This window comes from Hanstruepera ponticola (assembly GCF_002940745.1).
Taxonomy (GTDB): Bacteria; Bacteroidota; Bacteroidia; order Flavobacteriales; family Flavobacteriaceae; genus Hanstruepera; species Hanstruepera ponticola.
In genome coordinates, this window is the sequence record NZ_POTB01000001.1 from 1,132,692 (window position 1) to 1,148,819 (window position 16,128).

Sequence of the window (16,128 nt, forward strand, 5' to 3'; positions counted from 1 at the left end):
TTAAAAAAACACGTTTTTAAGGTTAATTATTTATTACTAAATTCTTAATTTTCAACGCTTTTGTCAAAAAGATTGCTGTTTCTTTTAAAATTTAAGATTTTCCCCAAAAATCTACATAGATCTTGACCCATTTTGTTATTTAAACATGATACAATTTTGTACTATGTTTTGAATTAATTTTTAGCAACCTAAAAACGATATCCGTTTTTTAATCATAACATAATGAGGCACCTATACAAGCTTATTTCGTTTTCAAAAAACAATTTATTATTCAATTTTACCTTAGCGTCAGCTTTCATTTTACTATTTTCAATGAATGGTTTTGGTCAGGGTCCAGCATGCGGAACAGCCGAACTGATTACCATTAACCCAGGTAGTACAGTGTGTGATTCTTCACCTGGAACAACTTCAGACACAACTGAAAACCTCCCAAATATTTCTACTGGTTCATGTGCTGGGGCTAATTTTAACCGAGAAGGCTGGTATACATTTACTGTTACTGGCGGACCTTTAGACATTACAATTACAGCCCAAAATTCTGACACTAGAAATCTATACTTACAACTCATGTCTTCTACTGGGTCTTGTGCAGGTAGAACCGAAATAGCTTGTGCCAATAATGATACTAACAATGCTGCTCAAACTGAAACTATAGGACCATTGAGTTTAAGCAATGGTGATTATTATGTAAAAGTTGTTGATGTCAGAAATGGAAACGCTAACATGAATATCGCTAGCTTTTGTATAGAAGCCGTTGCCCCTTGTAACGCACCCACTGTTACTGCAGCAACAGCAATAACCAACACAACAGCAACCATTAACTGGACTGCGGCTAGCCCAGCGCCTAGTAATGGTTATCAATATGTAGTGTCCACATCTAATACAACACCAGCTGGTGCCGGAACACCTGACGCTGGATCACCTGCAAATGTAACTGGTTTGACTGCTGGCACTACATATTATGTATTTGTAAGAAGTGATTGTGGTAGTGGCTTTAGTTCGTGGTCTGGCCCAGTATCCTTTACAACCTCTTCCGGTCCTGTTAATGATGATCCTTGCGGTGCTATTGCATTAAGCTCTGGATGTACAACTGGGACAACAGTTGGTGCGTCTGCATCAACTATTTCACCTTCAAATACCGCAGGATGTGGTAGCCACAGTGGCAATGAAGATGATGTTTGGTTTTCGTATGTTGTTGGGGCTAGTGGTTCTATAGAGATTGATGCTTTATTGGGAAGTATGACAGATCCTGTTATTGCCGTTTACTCTGGAACTTGTAGTGGCTCGTTAAACTTAATTGATTGTGATGATGATAGTGGAACTGGACTAGAATCAAATCTATTATTGACTGGATTAACTCCTGGTTCAACTATATATATAAGAGTTTGGAGATATAATGAAGATACCGGTGGTGGTAACGGAACGTTTGATATATGCGTCAATGATATTGCTGATCCATGCGCATCAATAACAAATATCAGCAGTTGTGGTTCAACTACTATTAATGCAACAATAGCATCTGGGTCTGGAGCTTTCAACGATTCCTGCTTTGGCACACCTGGTGATGAACACATATTTTCTTTTACTCCTGCTACAACAGGTAACTATAACATTACGCAAATATCATCAAATGTTGGTCATGTTAATTATGGTTACAACACAACATGTGGCCCTTCTGGCTGGACATGTATTGATGATATGACTACTAATGGCGACACTAGTTTTTTCAATTTTACTGCAGGAACTACATACTATATTATGCTAGACACGGAAGACTCCACTGGTGGCAGTGTGAGTTTTACCTTAAACTGTCCACCACCCGTTCCACCAAATGATATTTGCACCACATCTACAACTTTAAATTGTGGTGATGCTGACGTTCCAGGTACAACTAACGGATCTACTAACGTAGCCCACGGTACTGGATGCGGTTCTATAAGTAATTATGGTGTTTGGTACACTTTTATTGGTGATGGTAGTCAAACCACTATTTTCACTGATGCTGATCCTGGTTTTGATCACGAAATGGCTATAGTTTCTGGTAATTGTGGAACATTAACAAACATTGCTTGTGTTAATGCAAGCGGTGCTGGAGGAACTGAATCTTATACCTTTATTACGACAAACAGCACTCGTTATTTTGTATATATTGCTGACGATGTTAATGGTTCAACCGATACTGGTAATTTTACAATTTCTAGGAGCTGTACTCCTGTTACTCCTCCACCAAATGACGATTGCCCTAATGCTATTGACCTTACAGTAAACGCTAGTTGTGTGCCTACTTCTGCCACCAATGAATTTGCAAGTAACTCTACAGGTGTTACTAACCCTTCATGTGGTAACTATCAAGGAGGTGATGTTTGGTTTACCGTAACAGTACCTCCAAGCCCTGGAAACTCTATTACAATAGATACTCAATCTGGTGGTATTACTGATACAGGTATGGCTGTTTATACTGGAACCTGTGCAGGTGGTTTAACAGAAATTGCATGTGATGATGATAGCGGTTCAGGATCTATGTCCAACATTACACTTAATAATGCGAATGATGGAATAATAACCGGACAGGTTTTATACATTAGAGTTTGGGAATATGGTAACAATGATTTTGGTTCCTTTGGTATTTGCGTGACTGCTCCAACTCCTTTTAATTTTGATGTTGAAATTTGTCAAGGTGATTCTAGCCAAGCTATGGCTACCGATTTATTTTGTTTTGATGGTGGCACAAGTTTAGGCGCAACAATTACTGGATCTATTGGTTCTGGAAGTCCTCAAGCTAATAGTCAACCTTGGTTAATAGTTAGTACTGATCCCTGTGCTTTTGCTGGTAACTTTAGAAGATATGATACCAACACCTTTACCGTTTCCGCTTCAGCCACTTATGTGTTTTCCATAGATGGTGCTGCTACTACTATTGGCGACCCTATGGGTTATATATATGAAACTGCTGGAACAACAAGCCCTGGAACATGCGGAACCGGTTATATAGCTGGTGATGATGATTCTGGCCCAGGATTGGATTCTGAAATTACTGCCTTTTTACAAGCTGGTGTGAACTATACAATTGTAACAACCAATGCTCTTGGTGGCAGTACAGATTCAGGTAGCTACACCTGGGATGTTGGGGCTGTTGCTACTTCAGCTGAATGGTTTACCTCTGCAACAGGAGGCACTCCTATAGGTTACGGTTCATACTTTGACCCCGTAACTTCTGGATATTTTACTGATACAGAAACACCAGGTACATTTTCATTCTGGGTAGGATGCCCTAACAGTTCAGATCCTAGGATAGAAACATTCTATACAATAAACCCAAGACCAACAGGTGTCATTTCGGGTACTAGTACTGGTGCTTGTGGTTCTTATGAAATTACAATTACAATTAATGATCCTTCTGCTACGCAATGGGACATTGAATACTCAACTGATGGTGGCACTACTACAACAGGAGTCTTTGGCATTAGTTCGCCTTACACCTTTACAGCAACAGAACCAGTTGGAACAACTTATACGTTAGAATCTATTTTAAATTATTCTGGTTTTTGTTATGCTGACCCTGCTGATATGACAGGTAGTGCCACTGTTACCTCTGCTGCCAAAACGTGGAATGGTACGGTAAGTACTGCATGGACTAACCCTAACAATTGGTCTCCTAGTGGCGTACCAACCTTATCCGATTGTGTTATTATTCCTAACGCAGGAGCCAATTTTGACCCTATAATAGATGGTACTAATGACAATGCTCAAGCTGGTTCATTAACTGTACAAAACGGTGGCTACTTATTAGTACTTGCGGGTGGAACCATCACTGTGCAAAATGAAGTAACCGTTGTAGGTGGTGGAACATTTGAATTGGAAGGTGCAAATGGAGGAGCAGGTGGTTCATCATCAAGTATAAGTGCTAATTTAATTCAGATAAGCGATTCAGCTGTAAACTCCGGGGTAATCACTCAAGACAGAGCGACTTATGTACGTATTCAAGATTATGCCTACTGGTCTTCACCTGTAGAAAATTATAATAGTTCTTCTATATTTAATACGCAATATATTTATGAATGGATACCTACGGTTTATGTTGACGCTACAACACAATTTGGTAATTGGAGTTCTGCCACAAACACTATAATGGAAGCTGGTAAAGGCTATATTGTTCGTGGCCCTAGTGGCAATGGTAACACTAATGACCAAGCTGAATGGAACATGATAACATTCAATGGCACACCTCATAATGGCGTTTATCAGCCAACAATAGAGCGAGGCTCATTTACTACCGGTAGTACACCTGGAAACAATAACGGTGATCCAGGTGACGAAGATGCTACTCATGAAGACGACAATTGGAATTTATTAGGAAATCCGTATCCTTCAAATTTAGATGCTGATGCTTTTTTATTGGAAAATGCAGTAAATAATACAAGAATTGATGGAGTCGTTTATCTATGGACACATGGTACCAAAATTAGACGTGGTAACAGTCCATTTTTTGGGGATTACACCTTAAGCTATGATGAAGCAGATTATTTAGCCTATAACTATACAGGTTCAACTGGTGGGTTTAATGGCATTATTGGTTCTGGACAAGGTTTCTTTGTTTTTATGGAAGACAGCTATGGGACAGCTAATGGAAATTTATTTGAAGGTACTGCAACTTTTAATAACAGTATGAGATTAGGCACAGACGAACAATTTTTTAGAACCTCAAATTCATTGAGAAGGCCTTCAGAGCTTGAACGCCATAGGATTTGGTTGGGTCTAGTACAACCTTCTAACAATGTAAGCACCATTTTAACTGGATATATTGAAGGTGCCACTATGGGCAAAGATCGCTTATTTGATGCAGGGTTAATGAGTGGTAGCAGCAGAAAACTATACACTCTAATTGATAATGACGATAGAAAGTATGTTATTCAAGGTAGAGCTTTACCTTTTGATGATTCTGATATTATCCCGCTAGGAGTCATTATTGATCAAGAAGGTGAATACGCTATTTATCTAGAAGATGTTGATGGAATTTTTAATATAGATGCAACACAAGATATTTTCATTGAAGACGTCGCACTAGGAACAATTCATAACCTTAAAGAATCTCCTTATTTCTTTACCCCTACAGAAATGGGCGAATTCAATGATCGTTTTAGAATTAGATTTACAAGTAATTCTCTTGGAGTTGATGAGTTTAGTACAGATTCTAATATTACGATTATGGCACCCAACAGTGATTACGTAAAAATAAATACAACATTTGATGTTATTGATTCTGTGGTGGTTTATGATATTTTAGGCCGTAATCTCATGAGTTTTGATATGGTCAATGAGCAAGAACTCATTATTGAGAATAATGTCTTAAGTGATGGTGTCCTTATGGTAAAAGTAACTTTAGCAAATGGGGCTCAAAAAATTCAAAAAGTAGTATTAAGAGATTGATATTCTGATTAATCCTAAAAATCCCTCAAAAAGGTCTTGGTATATTCAAGGCCTTTTTTTATTAACATAAACACCTGAATATCAAATCAAACAGTGTTTTAAATGAAATTTAAGTCGTTCAACGATTTTGATTTTAAATTGATCTTAAATTCCCTAAACTTGTTAACAAAATTAGCTTAAATGTTTAATTTTTAGTATTTTAACTATAGCTATTACCAAATTCAGGATGTTATGAAGAAAATTACTTTTAATAATAGATGGGTAATTCCGTTTAATTCAAAACAACCAACCAAAAACTTAAAGCATCTTTCAATTATACTACTTGTTTTTTGCTTTTTCAATCAAAATACCTTTTCTCAAATCTTTACTGAAGATTTTGAAGCAGCTTCATCGACTGCCCCAATACAAGCTGAACATGAATTGAGTGCAGCTGCTTACTTGAATTGGGAGAGTGCTCAATTTACTGCACAAACAAATGACAATTATTGGTGGATTTTTGATAATACTAGGTGTAATGTTATAACTGGTAATTATTCAATGGCTGTTAGCCAAAATAATCCTGTAACTTCTGGTACTTTACCACAATATGCTACAAATAGAAGAGCATATACTTTAGGCTATCATACTGTTGCTATCGATGCAACAAACTATATGAATATTACATTAGATTTTAATTGGATTGCTGGAGGTGAAGCAGGAGAAGATTATGGAAATGTTGTTTATTCTACTGATGGAGGAAATACATGGTTTACAATTCCAGGAGATTACTTGAATCAAAATACTACACAATCGGTTACAAATTTAGACTTATCTGTTGTTGATGGGCAAATTTTTCATTTAGGATTTAGTTGGATTACAGATAATAATGGCGGTGATAATCTTGGATTTGTAGTTGATGATATTGTGGTGAATGGAACGCTTTTAACTCCTTGTACTACACCCAATCAACCAACAACTTTATCCTTAACACCAACTGGTGATACCATAAATGGATCTTTTAACGTTCCAGGTACCAACCAGCCTGATAATTATTTAGTGGTAATTAGCACCTCTGCTACAGCACCTACTCCTACTAATGGAACAGTCTACAATATTGGAGATACTATAGGGGCTGGATATACTGTAGTTGACAATGATTCAGATACTCTTTTTACAGCAACTGGTTTAAATCCCTCCACAACCTATTACATTTATATATTTTCATTTAATACAGGTTGTTTAGGAGAACCAACCTATAATGCTACAAATCCATTGACAGGTTCAACAACAACAACAAACTCTACATATTGTTCACCAGCCACAAGTAATAATGTCAACACACGTTACATCAATGATGTTGAATTTATTGGAACGTTAAATGATATTACTAATAATGGAAATGGATCATCATCTACTTCTAATGGTTATTCTGACTACACAGGGTTGACTAATTGCATTCAGGCTCAAGGTGAAGGAGTAAATATTTATGTTGGCAGCAATTCTGGAAGAGGTCATTTTAAGGCTTGGGTTGATTGGAATAAAGACGGTATATTCAACAATGATGCTTCTGAATTAGTATATGATTCTGCAGGAATAGCGACTTCAACAACAACATTTGGCTTTGTAATTCCAGCTGGTCAACAAATTGGCGATTACCGAATAAGAATCCGCTTTTTTAACAGCTTTCGTTCTCAAGGTCCAAATGTTTATGAATATTATGCTTATGATTTCAACGCTTGTGAAACATTCTCAACACTTGCATATGCAGGTAGAACTTATACTGCATATGGAGAAGCAGAAGATTATTTATTTACAGTAGTTCAAAGTTGCCCAGCTAAAATCACTAGTCTTACTGAAGGCACAACTTGTGGTCCAGGTTCAGTAACCCTGTCTGTTACAGGTTCTGCTGGTGTAACAGGCTTTAACTGGTATGACTCTGAAACGGGCGGTAATTTAATAACCACCACTAATAGTGGTAATTTTACACCTATAGTATCTCAAACAACAACTTATTGGGTAACTGCTACTAATGGAAGTTGTGAGTCACTTGTAAGAACAAAAATTGTTGCAACCGTTAATCCTGTCTCCGAGCTAACTATTAATTCGGCAAATAGTATTTGTGGAGAAGATAACATCATTGAAATTTCTGCAACTGGCGATACTGAGCTAGCCTATTTAATAGATGAAGATTTTGAAGGTGGTGGGTTAGGTGTTTTTACTGGAGTTAACTACGATCTAAACGGCACTGCAATTGACGATTTATCTGAATGGCAAAATGAGACAAGTACCTACGTTCCTTCAAATCTTGTATGGTTTCCTGCAATTTCATCTGGGTTTGGCACAAATAATTTTGCGATGTCAACATCAGACGTAAATCCAACTTATTACGTTGAAAATTCTTTAGAATCACCAACAGTTGACACCTCTAGCTTTAATGATTTAACGTTGGATTTTGACATGTATTTTTCTAGATATGTTTTTGACAATTCTAATCCGGGATTATATGAGTTTGTTTACATTGATGTTTCTATAGATGGCGGAACTAATTGGACGAATATTCAAGTGTATGATAATGATATTGGTTATGGTACTAGTTTTGAAAGTAGATCATTAGATTTGTCTGCCTATGTTGATGAGACTAATTTTAAAATTAGAGTATATTATTTTGCAGCTTGGTGTGATGGTGTTGCAATAGATAATATTCAACTATATGGCACTAGAGACTTGATACCTTCTTTTACTTGGACTAGTGCGACAACTATAGATGCCTATACAAACCCAGCTGCAACAATACCTTATGTTTCAGGCACAGCTACTTTAGGTACTATTTACATCAAACCCTCAATCACTCAATTGGAAGATCCTAATTTCACTTTTACTGCTAATGCCACGTTAACCAATGGGTGTATTATTAATAAAGACATAACCATTCAAAACAAAACAAAAGTATGGCAAGGATTGTCATCTAATTGGAATGACCCTAGTAACTGGAAACCTTCTGGTATTCCAGATAATACCAATTGTGTAATCATACCTGATAAACCCATTGACCCAATAATAACAAGTGGTATTGATGGTGATGCTTTTAGTCTATCGGTTAAAGATGATGCCTTACTAACAATTAACGCTGGTGCAACGCTAACGGTAGTTGATTTAGTTAATATTGACGCACTTGGAGAAATTATTTTGGAAGGAATTAATGGTGCGGTTGATGGCAGCAGTTCTAGTGCTAGTGGTAGCCTCATTCAAGTAGATGATAGTGCTGTAAACACTGGTACTGGAAAATTAACACTCAATCGAAATACATTTGTTAGAAGTCGAGATTATGTATATTGGTCTTCTCCGGTTGAAAATTATGCAGTGACAAGCATACTAAATACACCTAATATTTTTAAATGGATTCCTACAATATTTGTTGATAGTGCAACCCAATTTGGAAACTGGACAGCTACAACAGAAAATATGTTAGCTGGTAAAGGATACATAGTGAGAGGTGGACCAGAAGGAAATGGAACTAATGATACAGCTGCATGGAATACTGCTACTTTTGAAGGTATTCCTAACAATGGTATTATCACAATTCCTATTTTAAGAGGTACCTGTATGGGTAATGGATGCGGAGGTACAGGTAATGGAGGAACCAATGGCACAGATTTCACTGAAGATGATGATAACTGGAATTTAGTAGGTAACCCATATCCTTCAGCTTTAAGTGCTCTTGAATTTTTACAAGAAAATTCCGAAGACAATGACCGAATTGAAGGAACCGTTTACTTATGGACGCACGGTACTAAAATTAGAAGAGGTAATAGTCCTTTCTTTGGCGAGTTTGTTTTTAATTATGATATTGACGACTATACCGAATTTAATTACACTGGCTCAACTGGTGGTTTTAATGGTTTTATTGGCTCTGGTCAAGGATTCTTCGTATTAATGGACGATGCTAGTCCATCTGGAACAAATTTAGTTTTTAATAACAGTATGCGTGATAGGTCTTACGAATCTGGCGTTCAGTTTTTTAGAAATTCTAGTGAAACAGCTAATAATAGAGAACGCCATAGAATTTGGTTAGATTTAATTCCACCGTCAAGAAATGTAAGCACTACACTTATAGGTTATGTTGATGGAGCCAATAATACTAAAGATAAACTTTTTGATGCAAAGTTGATGAATGGCAGTACTAAAAAACTTTACTCTATAATAGAGGGAAGTGACAAAAAATTTAGTATTCAAGGTCGTGGATTACCTTTTGATCAAAATGACAAAATTAAATTAGGTCTTATTTTAGAGGAAGATGGTGAATACGCTATAAATATTCAAGAAATTGATGGCTTGTTTGAAACCGAAAACCAAGCCATCTTTTTAGAAGATTTAGAATTAGATATTGTGCATAATCTATCAATATCACCATATTTCTTTAATACTTCTGAAATCGGTGAATTCACAAACCGTTTCCAAATAAGTTTCACAAATAACGCCCTATCAATTAATGAATTGGACAATGATTCTGGTATTGGTATTTCAGCACCAAACAATGAATATATAAAAGTGAAATCATATTTGGTGGCTATAAACAGTATTACAATTTATGATCTTTTAGGTAGAAAACTCGTTGATAAAAAACATTTAAATCGCAATGAATTAGAAATTCATGATATTGTTAAAGGCAACGTATTTATGGTAAAAGTTACTTTGACCAATGGTAGCCAAAAAATTCAAAAAGTAGTTTTGAAATAATTTAAAAATTATAAATATCTAATAAATGAGAAAAAAGATCTTGATTTTAAATAATCAAGGTCTTTTTCATTTGTATAAGCTTCTCGTTCAAAGGAGATATTCTGGTATGCTAAACGCCATTTTTTATATTGTAATAACCTAATAATAAATTCAATAAGATACCAAATAAAAAAAGGAAGAATAAGGATTTCTAATTGTTGTTTTAGATGGATTTTTTCATGATTAACTAAAACATTATCTTTTTTACTACTCCGGTATTTCAGAAAAACGAATGGAAATATGGTTATCCCCAAATAACCGTTAGGCACTAAATATTTAGAAATTAAAATCATGCTTTATCACAATCAAAAATCTATCCAATTTACATTATCTTTGTAACATGAAAAAGATAATCCCTATTGAAAAGGGTGATTTTTATTGGACACCTGAAGGTTATCGTTGTTTTACCGAACAATATCACCTTAAAAGAGGTTATTGCTGTGAAAGTGGCTGTAGACACTGTCCGTATGGCTATAACAAAAAAACTAATACACAATAAACGTAAATTGGATATTCTTTTTATGACATATCGAATTAAAGTTGCAAATACTCACCATCGTATAGACATTCGATATCCATAGTTTCATTCTAAAAATTCCGCATTTTTAGATTAATAATAAAACCATTACAAGATGACATTCCAAGAAGCTATATTACAAGGTATTCCAGATATAATACCTAAACCCAAAGTATTTGAACCCCAAATTAATCACGCACCAAAGCGTAAAGAAATTCTTTCTGATCAAGAAAAAAAACTTGCATTGCAAAATGCACTGCGATACTTTGAGCCTAAACATCATAAAATCTTATTACCAGAATTTAAATCAGAACTAGAACGCTACGGTAGAATTTACATGTATCGTTTTCGCCCTGAGTATAAAATATATGCTAGGCCAATTGATGATTATCCTGCAAAAAACAAACAAGCCGCAGCAATCATGCTTATGATTCAAAACAATTTGGATTATGCGGTTGCACAACATCCTCACGAACTCATTACCTATGGCGGAAATGGAGCTGTATTTTCTAACTGGGCACAATACTTATTGACCATGCAATACTTGGCAACCATGTCAGATGAACAGACTTTAGTTATGTATTCTGGGCATCCAATGGGCTTGTTTCCATCGCATAAAGACGCGCCACGAGTCGTGGTCACTAATGGCATGATGATTCCTAATTATTCCAAACCAGACGATTGGGAAAAATTTAATGCTCTTGGTGTTACTCAATATGGACAAATGACAGCAGGAAGCTATATGTATATTGGTCCGCAAGGTATTGTGCATGGTACTACAATCACTGTATTAAATGGCTTTAGGAAAATAAAGAAAGAACCTAAAGGTAATTTATTTGTAACGTCAGGATTAGGCGGCATGAGTGGCGCTCAACCAAAAGCTGGTAATATTGCTGGATGTATTACTGTTTGTGCCGAAGTTAATCCTAAAATAACACAAGTAAGATTAGACCAAGGTTGGATAGATGAAAAAATTACTAATCTAGATGAATTAGTAAACAGAGTCAACATTGCCAAAGAAAAAAATGAAACTGTTTCAATAGCATATTTAGGAAATGTGGTTGACGTATGGGAAAAATTTGATCAAGAAAATATCCATATTGATTTAGGAAGTGATCAAACATCACTTCACAATCCTTGGGCTGGTGGCTATTATCCAGTTGATATCTCTTTTGAAGATGCTAACGAAATGATGGCTAATGAACCTGAATTATTCAAAAAGAAAGTACAAGAGACGTTACGTAGACATGCTGATGCAATAAATAAACATACAGCAAAAGGGACTTATTTCTTTGATTATGGAAATGCCTTTTTATTAGAGGCTTCACGTGCTGGTGCCAATGTGATGTCAGATAACCCAACCATTGGAAGAGAATTTAAATATCCTAGTTATGTACAGGACATTATGGGGCCTATGTGTTTTGATTACGGTTTTGGACCATTTCGCTGGGTTTGTGCTTCTGGGAAACCCGAAGATTTGGCCAAAACGGATACAATAGCTTGCGAAGTTTTGGAAGACATTATGAAAAATTCTCCGCATGAAATTCAGCAACAAATGGCGGATAACATACAGTGGATAAAAGGTGCTCAAGAAAATAATTTGGTTGTAGGTTCACAAGCCAGAATTCTATACGCTGATGCTGAAGGGCGTATGAAAATTGCTAATGCATTTAACGATGCTATTGCAAAAGGTGACATCGGTTATGTTGTTTTAGGTCGTGATCATCATGATGTTTCGGGTACAGACTCGCCATATAGAGAAACCAGTAATATATATGACGGCTCTCGATTTACTACAGATATGGCAATACACAATGTTATTGGTGATAGTTTTAGAGGAGCCACTTGGGTTAGCATTCACAACGGAGGAGGTGTTGGCTGGGGAGAAGTTATTAATGGAGGATTCGGCATGGTTCTTGATGGTACTAAAGATGCTGAAAGGCGTTTAAAATCAATGCTTTTCTGGGATGTTAATAATGGGATTTCTCGTCGTAGCTGGGCAAGAAATGAAGGTGCTATTTTTGCTATAAAGCGTGCTATGGAAGTTGAACCAAATTTAAAAGTAACTATCCCAAACATAGTAGATGATAATATACTAGACTCGTTATAACTAATTAAAAACAATTGCTATGAAAAAATTAATTTTTAAATCGCTACCGCTACTTATATTAGCACTAGCGTTTTCTTCTTGCAGCTCTGTGAAAGTGGTTGCAGATTATGACAAGCAAGTAAACTTTAATGAATTTAAAACATTTGCTTTTTACAAACCTGGTATTGACAAAGCAGAAATTAGTGATTTAGATAAACGTAGAATTTTAAGAGCAATTGAGAGTGAATTAATTGCTAAAGGTTTTATTAAATCTGAAGATCCTGACTTACTGGTAAGTATTATAGCTTCATCTAGAGAAAAAATTGATGTTTATAATAATTTTTATGGAGCTGGCTGGGGCTGGGGCTGGAACCCTTATTTCTACGGAAACTATAACACAGTTTCTACCTCAACGGAGGGTGTTCTATATATAGATTTAATAAATGCTAAAAACAAAGAACTTGTTTGGCAAGGACAGGGTATCGGTTATTTAAATGTATCAAGTAATATTGATAAAAAAGAAGCTAGAATTAAAGAGTTTGTAAAAACAATTTTAGAGAAATATCCACCTGAAATGTAATTTTTAAATAAAAAAAATAGCGGTCAATTGACCGCTATTTTTTTTATCTATAAAGCAAATGTTATTTCTTTTCTTCTTTTTCCAAAGACCTCATGTAAATTGCATATTGTTCTGGATTTAGAATAGCTTTAATTCTTGTATTAGTGTTATCCATAACTGCAGCTCTAGTTTTTTGACTAGATTCAATATTTTGATTTGTAGATCCAATTGCTGATAAATTACTTTCAGCATCAACTAATAACTTGAATATTTCTCTTTGCTGATCACCACTTAAACCAACTAATTCATGAATCTCGTGAGTTTTTTGTTTAGCAATAGCTTCTGGACTTTGTTTCTTTTCTTGCGCATTTGAATTTTGCATTCCTACAAAAAACAAGGCAATAATACTAAATAATGTAATGTATCTTTTCATAATTATACTATATTAATTGTAATTTAAGAGGTTGAATATACAAAATATATCATTATATTTTTTAGAACTTATTCAATATTCCTTATACTACCTAAATATCGGTTTAATTACATTCAAGCCCTTTTAAAACCTTACATTTGAACGTCATGTTCTTCTGGAAATTGTTGAGGAATATCTTCTAAACTCTCATCTAGCATTTGTCTTAAATCAATTTCTATTCCTCTAGCTATTGTTGAAATTGGTACATCATTAGAAGTACCCTCAAATGGATTCTCACCTACTCTTGCCATACGCTCCATAATATGAAATGCCCAAGAAACCGCAGCACAAAATGGAATTCCTAACCAAATAAAGTTTTTACCAATATGCCAGAAGTCATCAACCATTGTAGCTCCAATCTCCGCAAATTCCGGAATTATTCCAAAAGGTAGTAGCAAAGCAAACAAACGTGTTAAATACAGAGCTAAACTAGCATATTGTCTGGGGTAAGGGAAGTTTTTTATACGTTCACTTTTGCCTTGATGCGTAAATAACTCTTCTAAAACATTCTCCAATTCTAGAAACGCAAACTCCCAAATAAGTCCCTTATCTTTTAACTCCTTAATATGTTTGGATTGTAAATAGAGGATTGCAGTTTGTTTATTAGATTTACTTAAAACATAAGCTTCCTCTTCAGGCGATAAATATAACATCAAGTTATCTTCTAAATCGGATACTCGCTCTGGAATATGAATCATTCTAGACCATTCCTGATTGGTTTTAGCGGTATGTTGCGTTTCCCAAGACTTTCGTTGTCGCATAGCGTATCGTAAAGCTGTCAGCCAAGCAATATGTCTATAAATGAGCGTTTTTTTATGTGCTTGAATTTCGGATTCAGGAACTATGACTTTACCAATAGGATTGGAAACCATATCCTGAACTTTCATGCCCCAAGTACGTGAGGAGTTTACAATGGCACCCCATATTTTTCTCGCTTCCCATATTCTGCCATAAGCCGAATTGTTCTGAAAACCAACCATAAAGGCTACAGCAGTACCAATTAGGGCTACAGGTGTCCAAGGAACATTTAAAAATGTAAAATCAAAAACCCTATATAAAACAGTAATAAAACCTGCATAAAAAAAATATATGAGGGTTTCCCATCGTGACCACATCACAATGTCTTTTACTGAATAACGCTTTTTTGTCAGCATTTAATAATTAAAATTTTCGTTAAGATAGAAAATTAACGTCATATGCAATTACATAACAACATCATTCTTCCATTCATAAGGTTCAGGAATTTCGGTATCATCAATTAACTGTCTAATATCAATTTCAATACTTCTTGAGAGGTCCGTTATTGGCACATCATTTGGACCTCCTTCAAATGGGTTTTCAGAAATTTCCCCTATCACTTCCATGGTATGAAACACCCATGAAATTAAAGCACTAAATGGTATAGAGAACCATACAAAATGTTCAGCTATTGTTTTTTGCAACATATAACGAAAAGAATTTTGAATTCCCGATTGGTCTATTATAATTAGTATTTTATCTCCAAAAGCTTCAAATTCTTCCATTATACCATAAGGAATGAGCAATATAAAAATCCAAATAAAAATATAATTCAATGTTGCAAATTGTCTAGGATATGGAAAGTTCTTAATGCGTTCACTTTTACCTTGAAGTGTATATAATTCAGTCAACATTTTTGACATTTCCATATGTCTAAAATTATCTATTAAGCCTTCTTCTTTTAGTTGTTTTAGTCGTTCAGACTGGACACCTAATAATTGAGATGCTTGGTTAGATTTTGAAGAGATAGTATTGTATTCTCCCTCTGATATATAGCCATTAATAGCCTCCTTAATTGGAATTTTGTCCTCATAAACAATATAGTTAGTATTCTTAACCTCCATGGCCGAATGCTTCCCCTTTAAATGCAATTCCCAAGGTTTATCTTTACGCAATTGATATCTTAAAGCTGTTAACCATGCTACATGACGATGCACTAGCTCACGTTTAATTAATCTTAATTCTTCAGAGGACTTCGATAAATTGGAATGATTATTAGTAATAAAATCTTTTACCATAACGGTCCAAGAACGAGACGAATTTACAATACCACCCCAAATTTTCCGAGCTTCCCAAAGTCGGTCATAAGCCGCATTATTCTTAAAACCTGTAATAAATGCTACGGCCGTACCTAAAACACCAAGAGGTAACCAAGGAACATGCAACCATTTTAGCCCTACAACTTCAAACAGGAATACGGGAATTATCCCTATTAATAGGAATAAAAATATGTAACGGCGAGTCCATTTTATAACTCCTAAAACTGGAAATATTCGTCTTGTATACATGAA

General features: G+C 35.3%; 9 protein-coding genes. 5 read left to right on the forward strand and 4 right to left on the reverse strand.

Annotation, left to right across the window (positions count from 1 at the left end; all coding sequences use genetic code 11):
- Positions 1 to 222 precede the first annotated feature (222 nt).
- Together C1S72_RS05215 and C1S72_RS05220 are read left to right on the forward strand one after the other, a co-directional pair.
- On the forward strand, positions 223 to 5,427 hold the full coding sequence (locus C1S72_RS05215; RefSeq protein WP_162919933.1) for a T9SS sorting signal type C domain-containing protein: 5,205 nt from the start codon (positions 223 to 225) through the stop codon (positions 5,425 to 5,427).
- Between the two features lie 231 nt (positions 5,428 to 5,658).
- Positions 5,659 to 10,143, forward strand: a complete 4,485-nt coding sequence (locus tag C1S72_RS05220) for an Ig-like domain-containing protein (protein ID WP_104734586.1) — start codon at positions 5,659 to 5,661, stop codon at positions 10,141 to 10,143.
- Positions 10,144 to 10,151: 8 nt separating this feature from the next.
- On the opposite strand, the gene C1S72_RS05225 is transcribed toward C1S72_RS05220, so the two are convergent.
- Complete coding sequence (locus C1S72_RS05225; RefSeq protein ID WP_104734587.1) at positions 10,152 to 10,475, reverse strand: hypothetical protein; 324 nt, start codon at positions 10,473 to 10,475, stop codon at positions 10,152 to 10,154.
- A gap of 47 nt (positions 10,476 to 10,522) precedes the next feature.
- Here C1S72_RS05225 and C1S72_RS14415 point away from each other — a divergent pair, with 47 nt between their 5' ends.
- From C1S72_RS14415 to C1S72_RS05235, 3 genes are all read left to right on the forward strand, one after another.
- Positions 10,523 to 10,681, forward strand: a complete 159-nt coding sequence (locus tag C1S72_RS14415; protein ID WP_162919934.1) for a DUF5522 domain-containing protein — start codon at positions 10,523 to 10,525, stop codon at positions 10,679 to 10,681.
- Positions 10,682 to 10,814: 133 nt separating this feature from the next.
- Positions 10,815 to 12,809, forward strand: coding sequence for a urocanate hydratase (locus C1S72_RS05230; RefSeq protein ID WP_104734588.1), 1,995 nt, complete (start codon positions 10,815 to 10,817; stop codon positions 12,807 to 12,809).
- A gap of 19 nt (positions 12,810 to 12,828) precedes the next feature.
- A complete protein-coding gene (locus C1S72_RS05235; protein ID WP_104734589.1) occupies positions 12,829 to 13,368 on the forward strand; it encodes a DUF4136 domain-containing protein in 540 nt (179 codons plus the stop codon).
- 61 nt (positions 13,369 to 13,429) lie between these two features.
- Here C1S72_RS05235 and C1S72_RS05240 read toward each other — a convergent pair whose 3' ends face one another.
- The 3 genes from C1S72_RS05240 to C1S72_RS05250 all read right to left on the reverse strand — a co-directional run bounded on the left by C1S72_RS05240 (position 13,430) and on the right by C1S72_RS05250 (position 16,125).
- On the reverse strand, positions 13,430 to 13,780 hold the full coding sequence (locus C1S72_RS05240; protein WP_104734590.1) for a hypothetical protein: 351 nt from the start codon (positions 13,778 to 13,780) through the stop codon (positions 13,430 to 13,432).
- Between the two features lie 131 nt (positions 13,781 to 13,911).
- A complete protein-coding gene (locus C1S72_RS05245; RefSeq protein ID WP_104734591.1) occupies positions 13,912 to 14,973 on the reverse strand; it encodes a bestrophin family protein in 1,062 nt (353 codons plus the stop codon).
- Between the two features lie 48 nt (positions 14,974 to 15,021).
- A complete protein-coding gene (locus C1S72_RS05250) occupies positions 15,022 to 16,125 on the reverse strand; it encodes a bestrophin family protein (RefSeq protein ID WP_104734592.1) in 1,104 nt (367 codons plus the stop codon).
- Positions 16,126 to 16,128: the final 3 nt, after the last annotated feature.

What these genes read in the sequence shown, in the direction of transcription:
- C1S72_RS05240 (WP_104734590.1), bottom strand. Translation starts at nt 13,780, where the DNA reads ATGAAAAGATACATTACATTATTTAGTATTATTGCCTTGTTTTTTGTA.
- C1S72_RS05250 (WP_104734592.1), bottom strand. Translation starts at nt 16,125, where the DNA reads ATGTATACAAGACGAATATTTCCAGTTTTAGGAGTTATAAAATGGACT.
- C1S72_RS05215 (WP_162919933.1), top strand. Translation starts at nt 223, where the DNA reads ATGAGGCACCTATACAAGCTTATTTCGTTTTCAAAAAACAATTTATTA.
- C1S72_RS05225 (WP_104734587.1), bottom strand. Translation starts at nt 10,475, where the DNA reads ATGATTTTAATTTCTAAATATTTAGTGCCTAACGGTTATTTGGGGATA.
- C1S72_RS05230 (WP_104734588.1), top strand. Translation starts at nt 10,815, where the DNA reads ATGACATTCCAAGAAGCTATATTACAAGGTATTCCAGATATAATACCT.
- C1S72_RS05245 (WP_104734591.1), bottom strand. Translation starts at nt 14,973, where the DNA reads ATGCTGACAAAAAAGCGTTATTCAGTAAAAGACATTGTGATGTGGTCA.
- C1S72_RS14415 (WP_162919934.1), top strand. Translation starts at nt 10,523, where the DNA reads ATGAAAAAGATAATCCCTATTGAAAAGGGTGATTTTTATTGGACACCT.
- C1S72_RS05235 (WP_104734589.1), top strand. Translation starts at nt 12,829, where the DNA reads ATGAAAAAATTAATTTTTAAATCGCTACCGCTACTTATATTAGCACTA.
- C1S72_RS05220 (WP_104734586.1), top strand. Translation starts at nt 5,659, where the DNA reads ATGAAGAAAATTACTTTTAATAATAGATGGGTAATTCCGTTTAATTCA.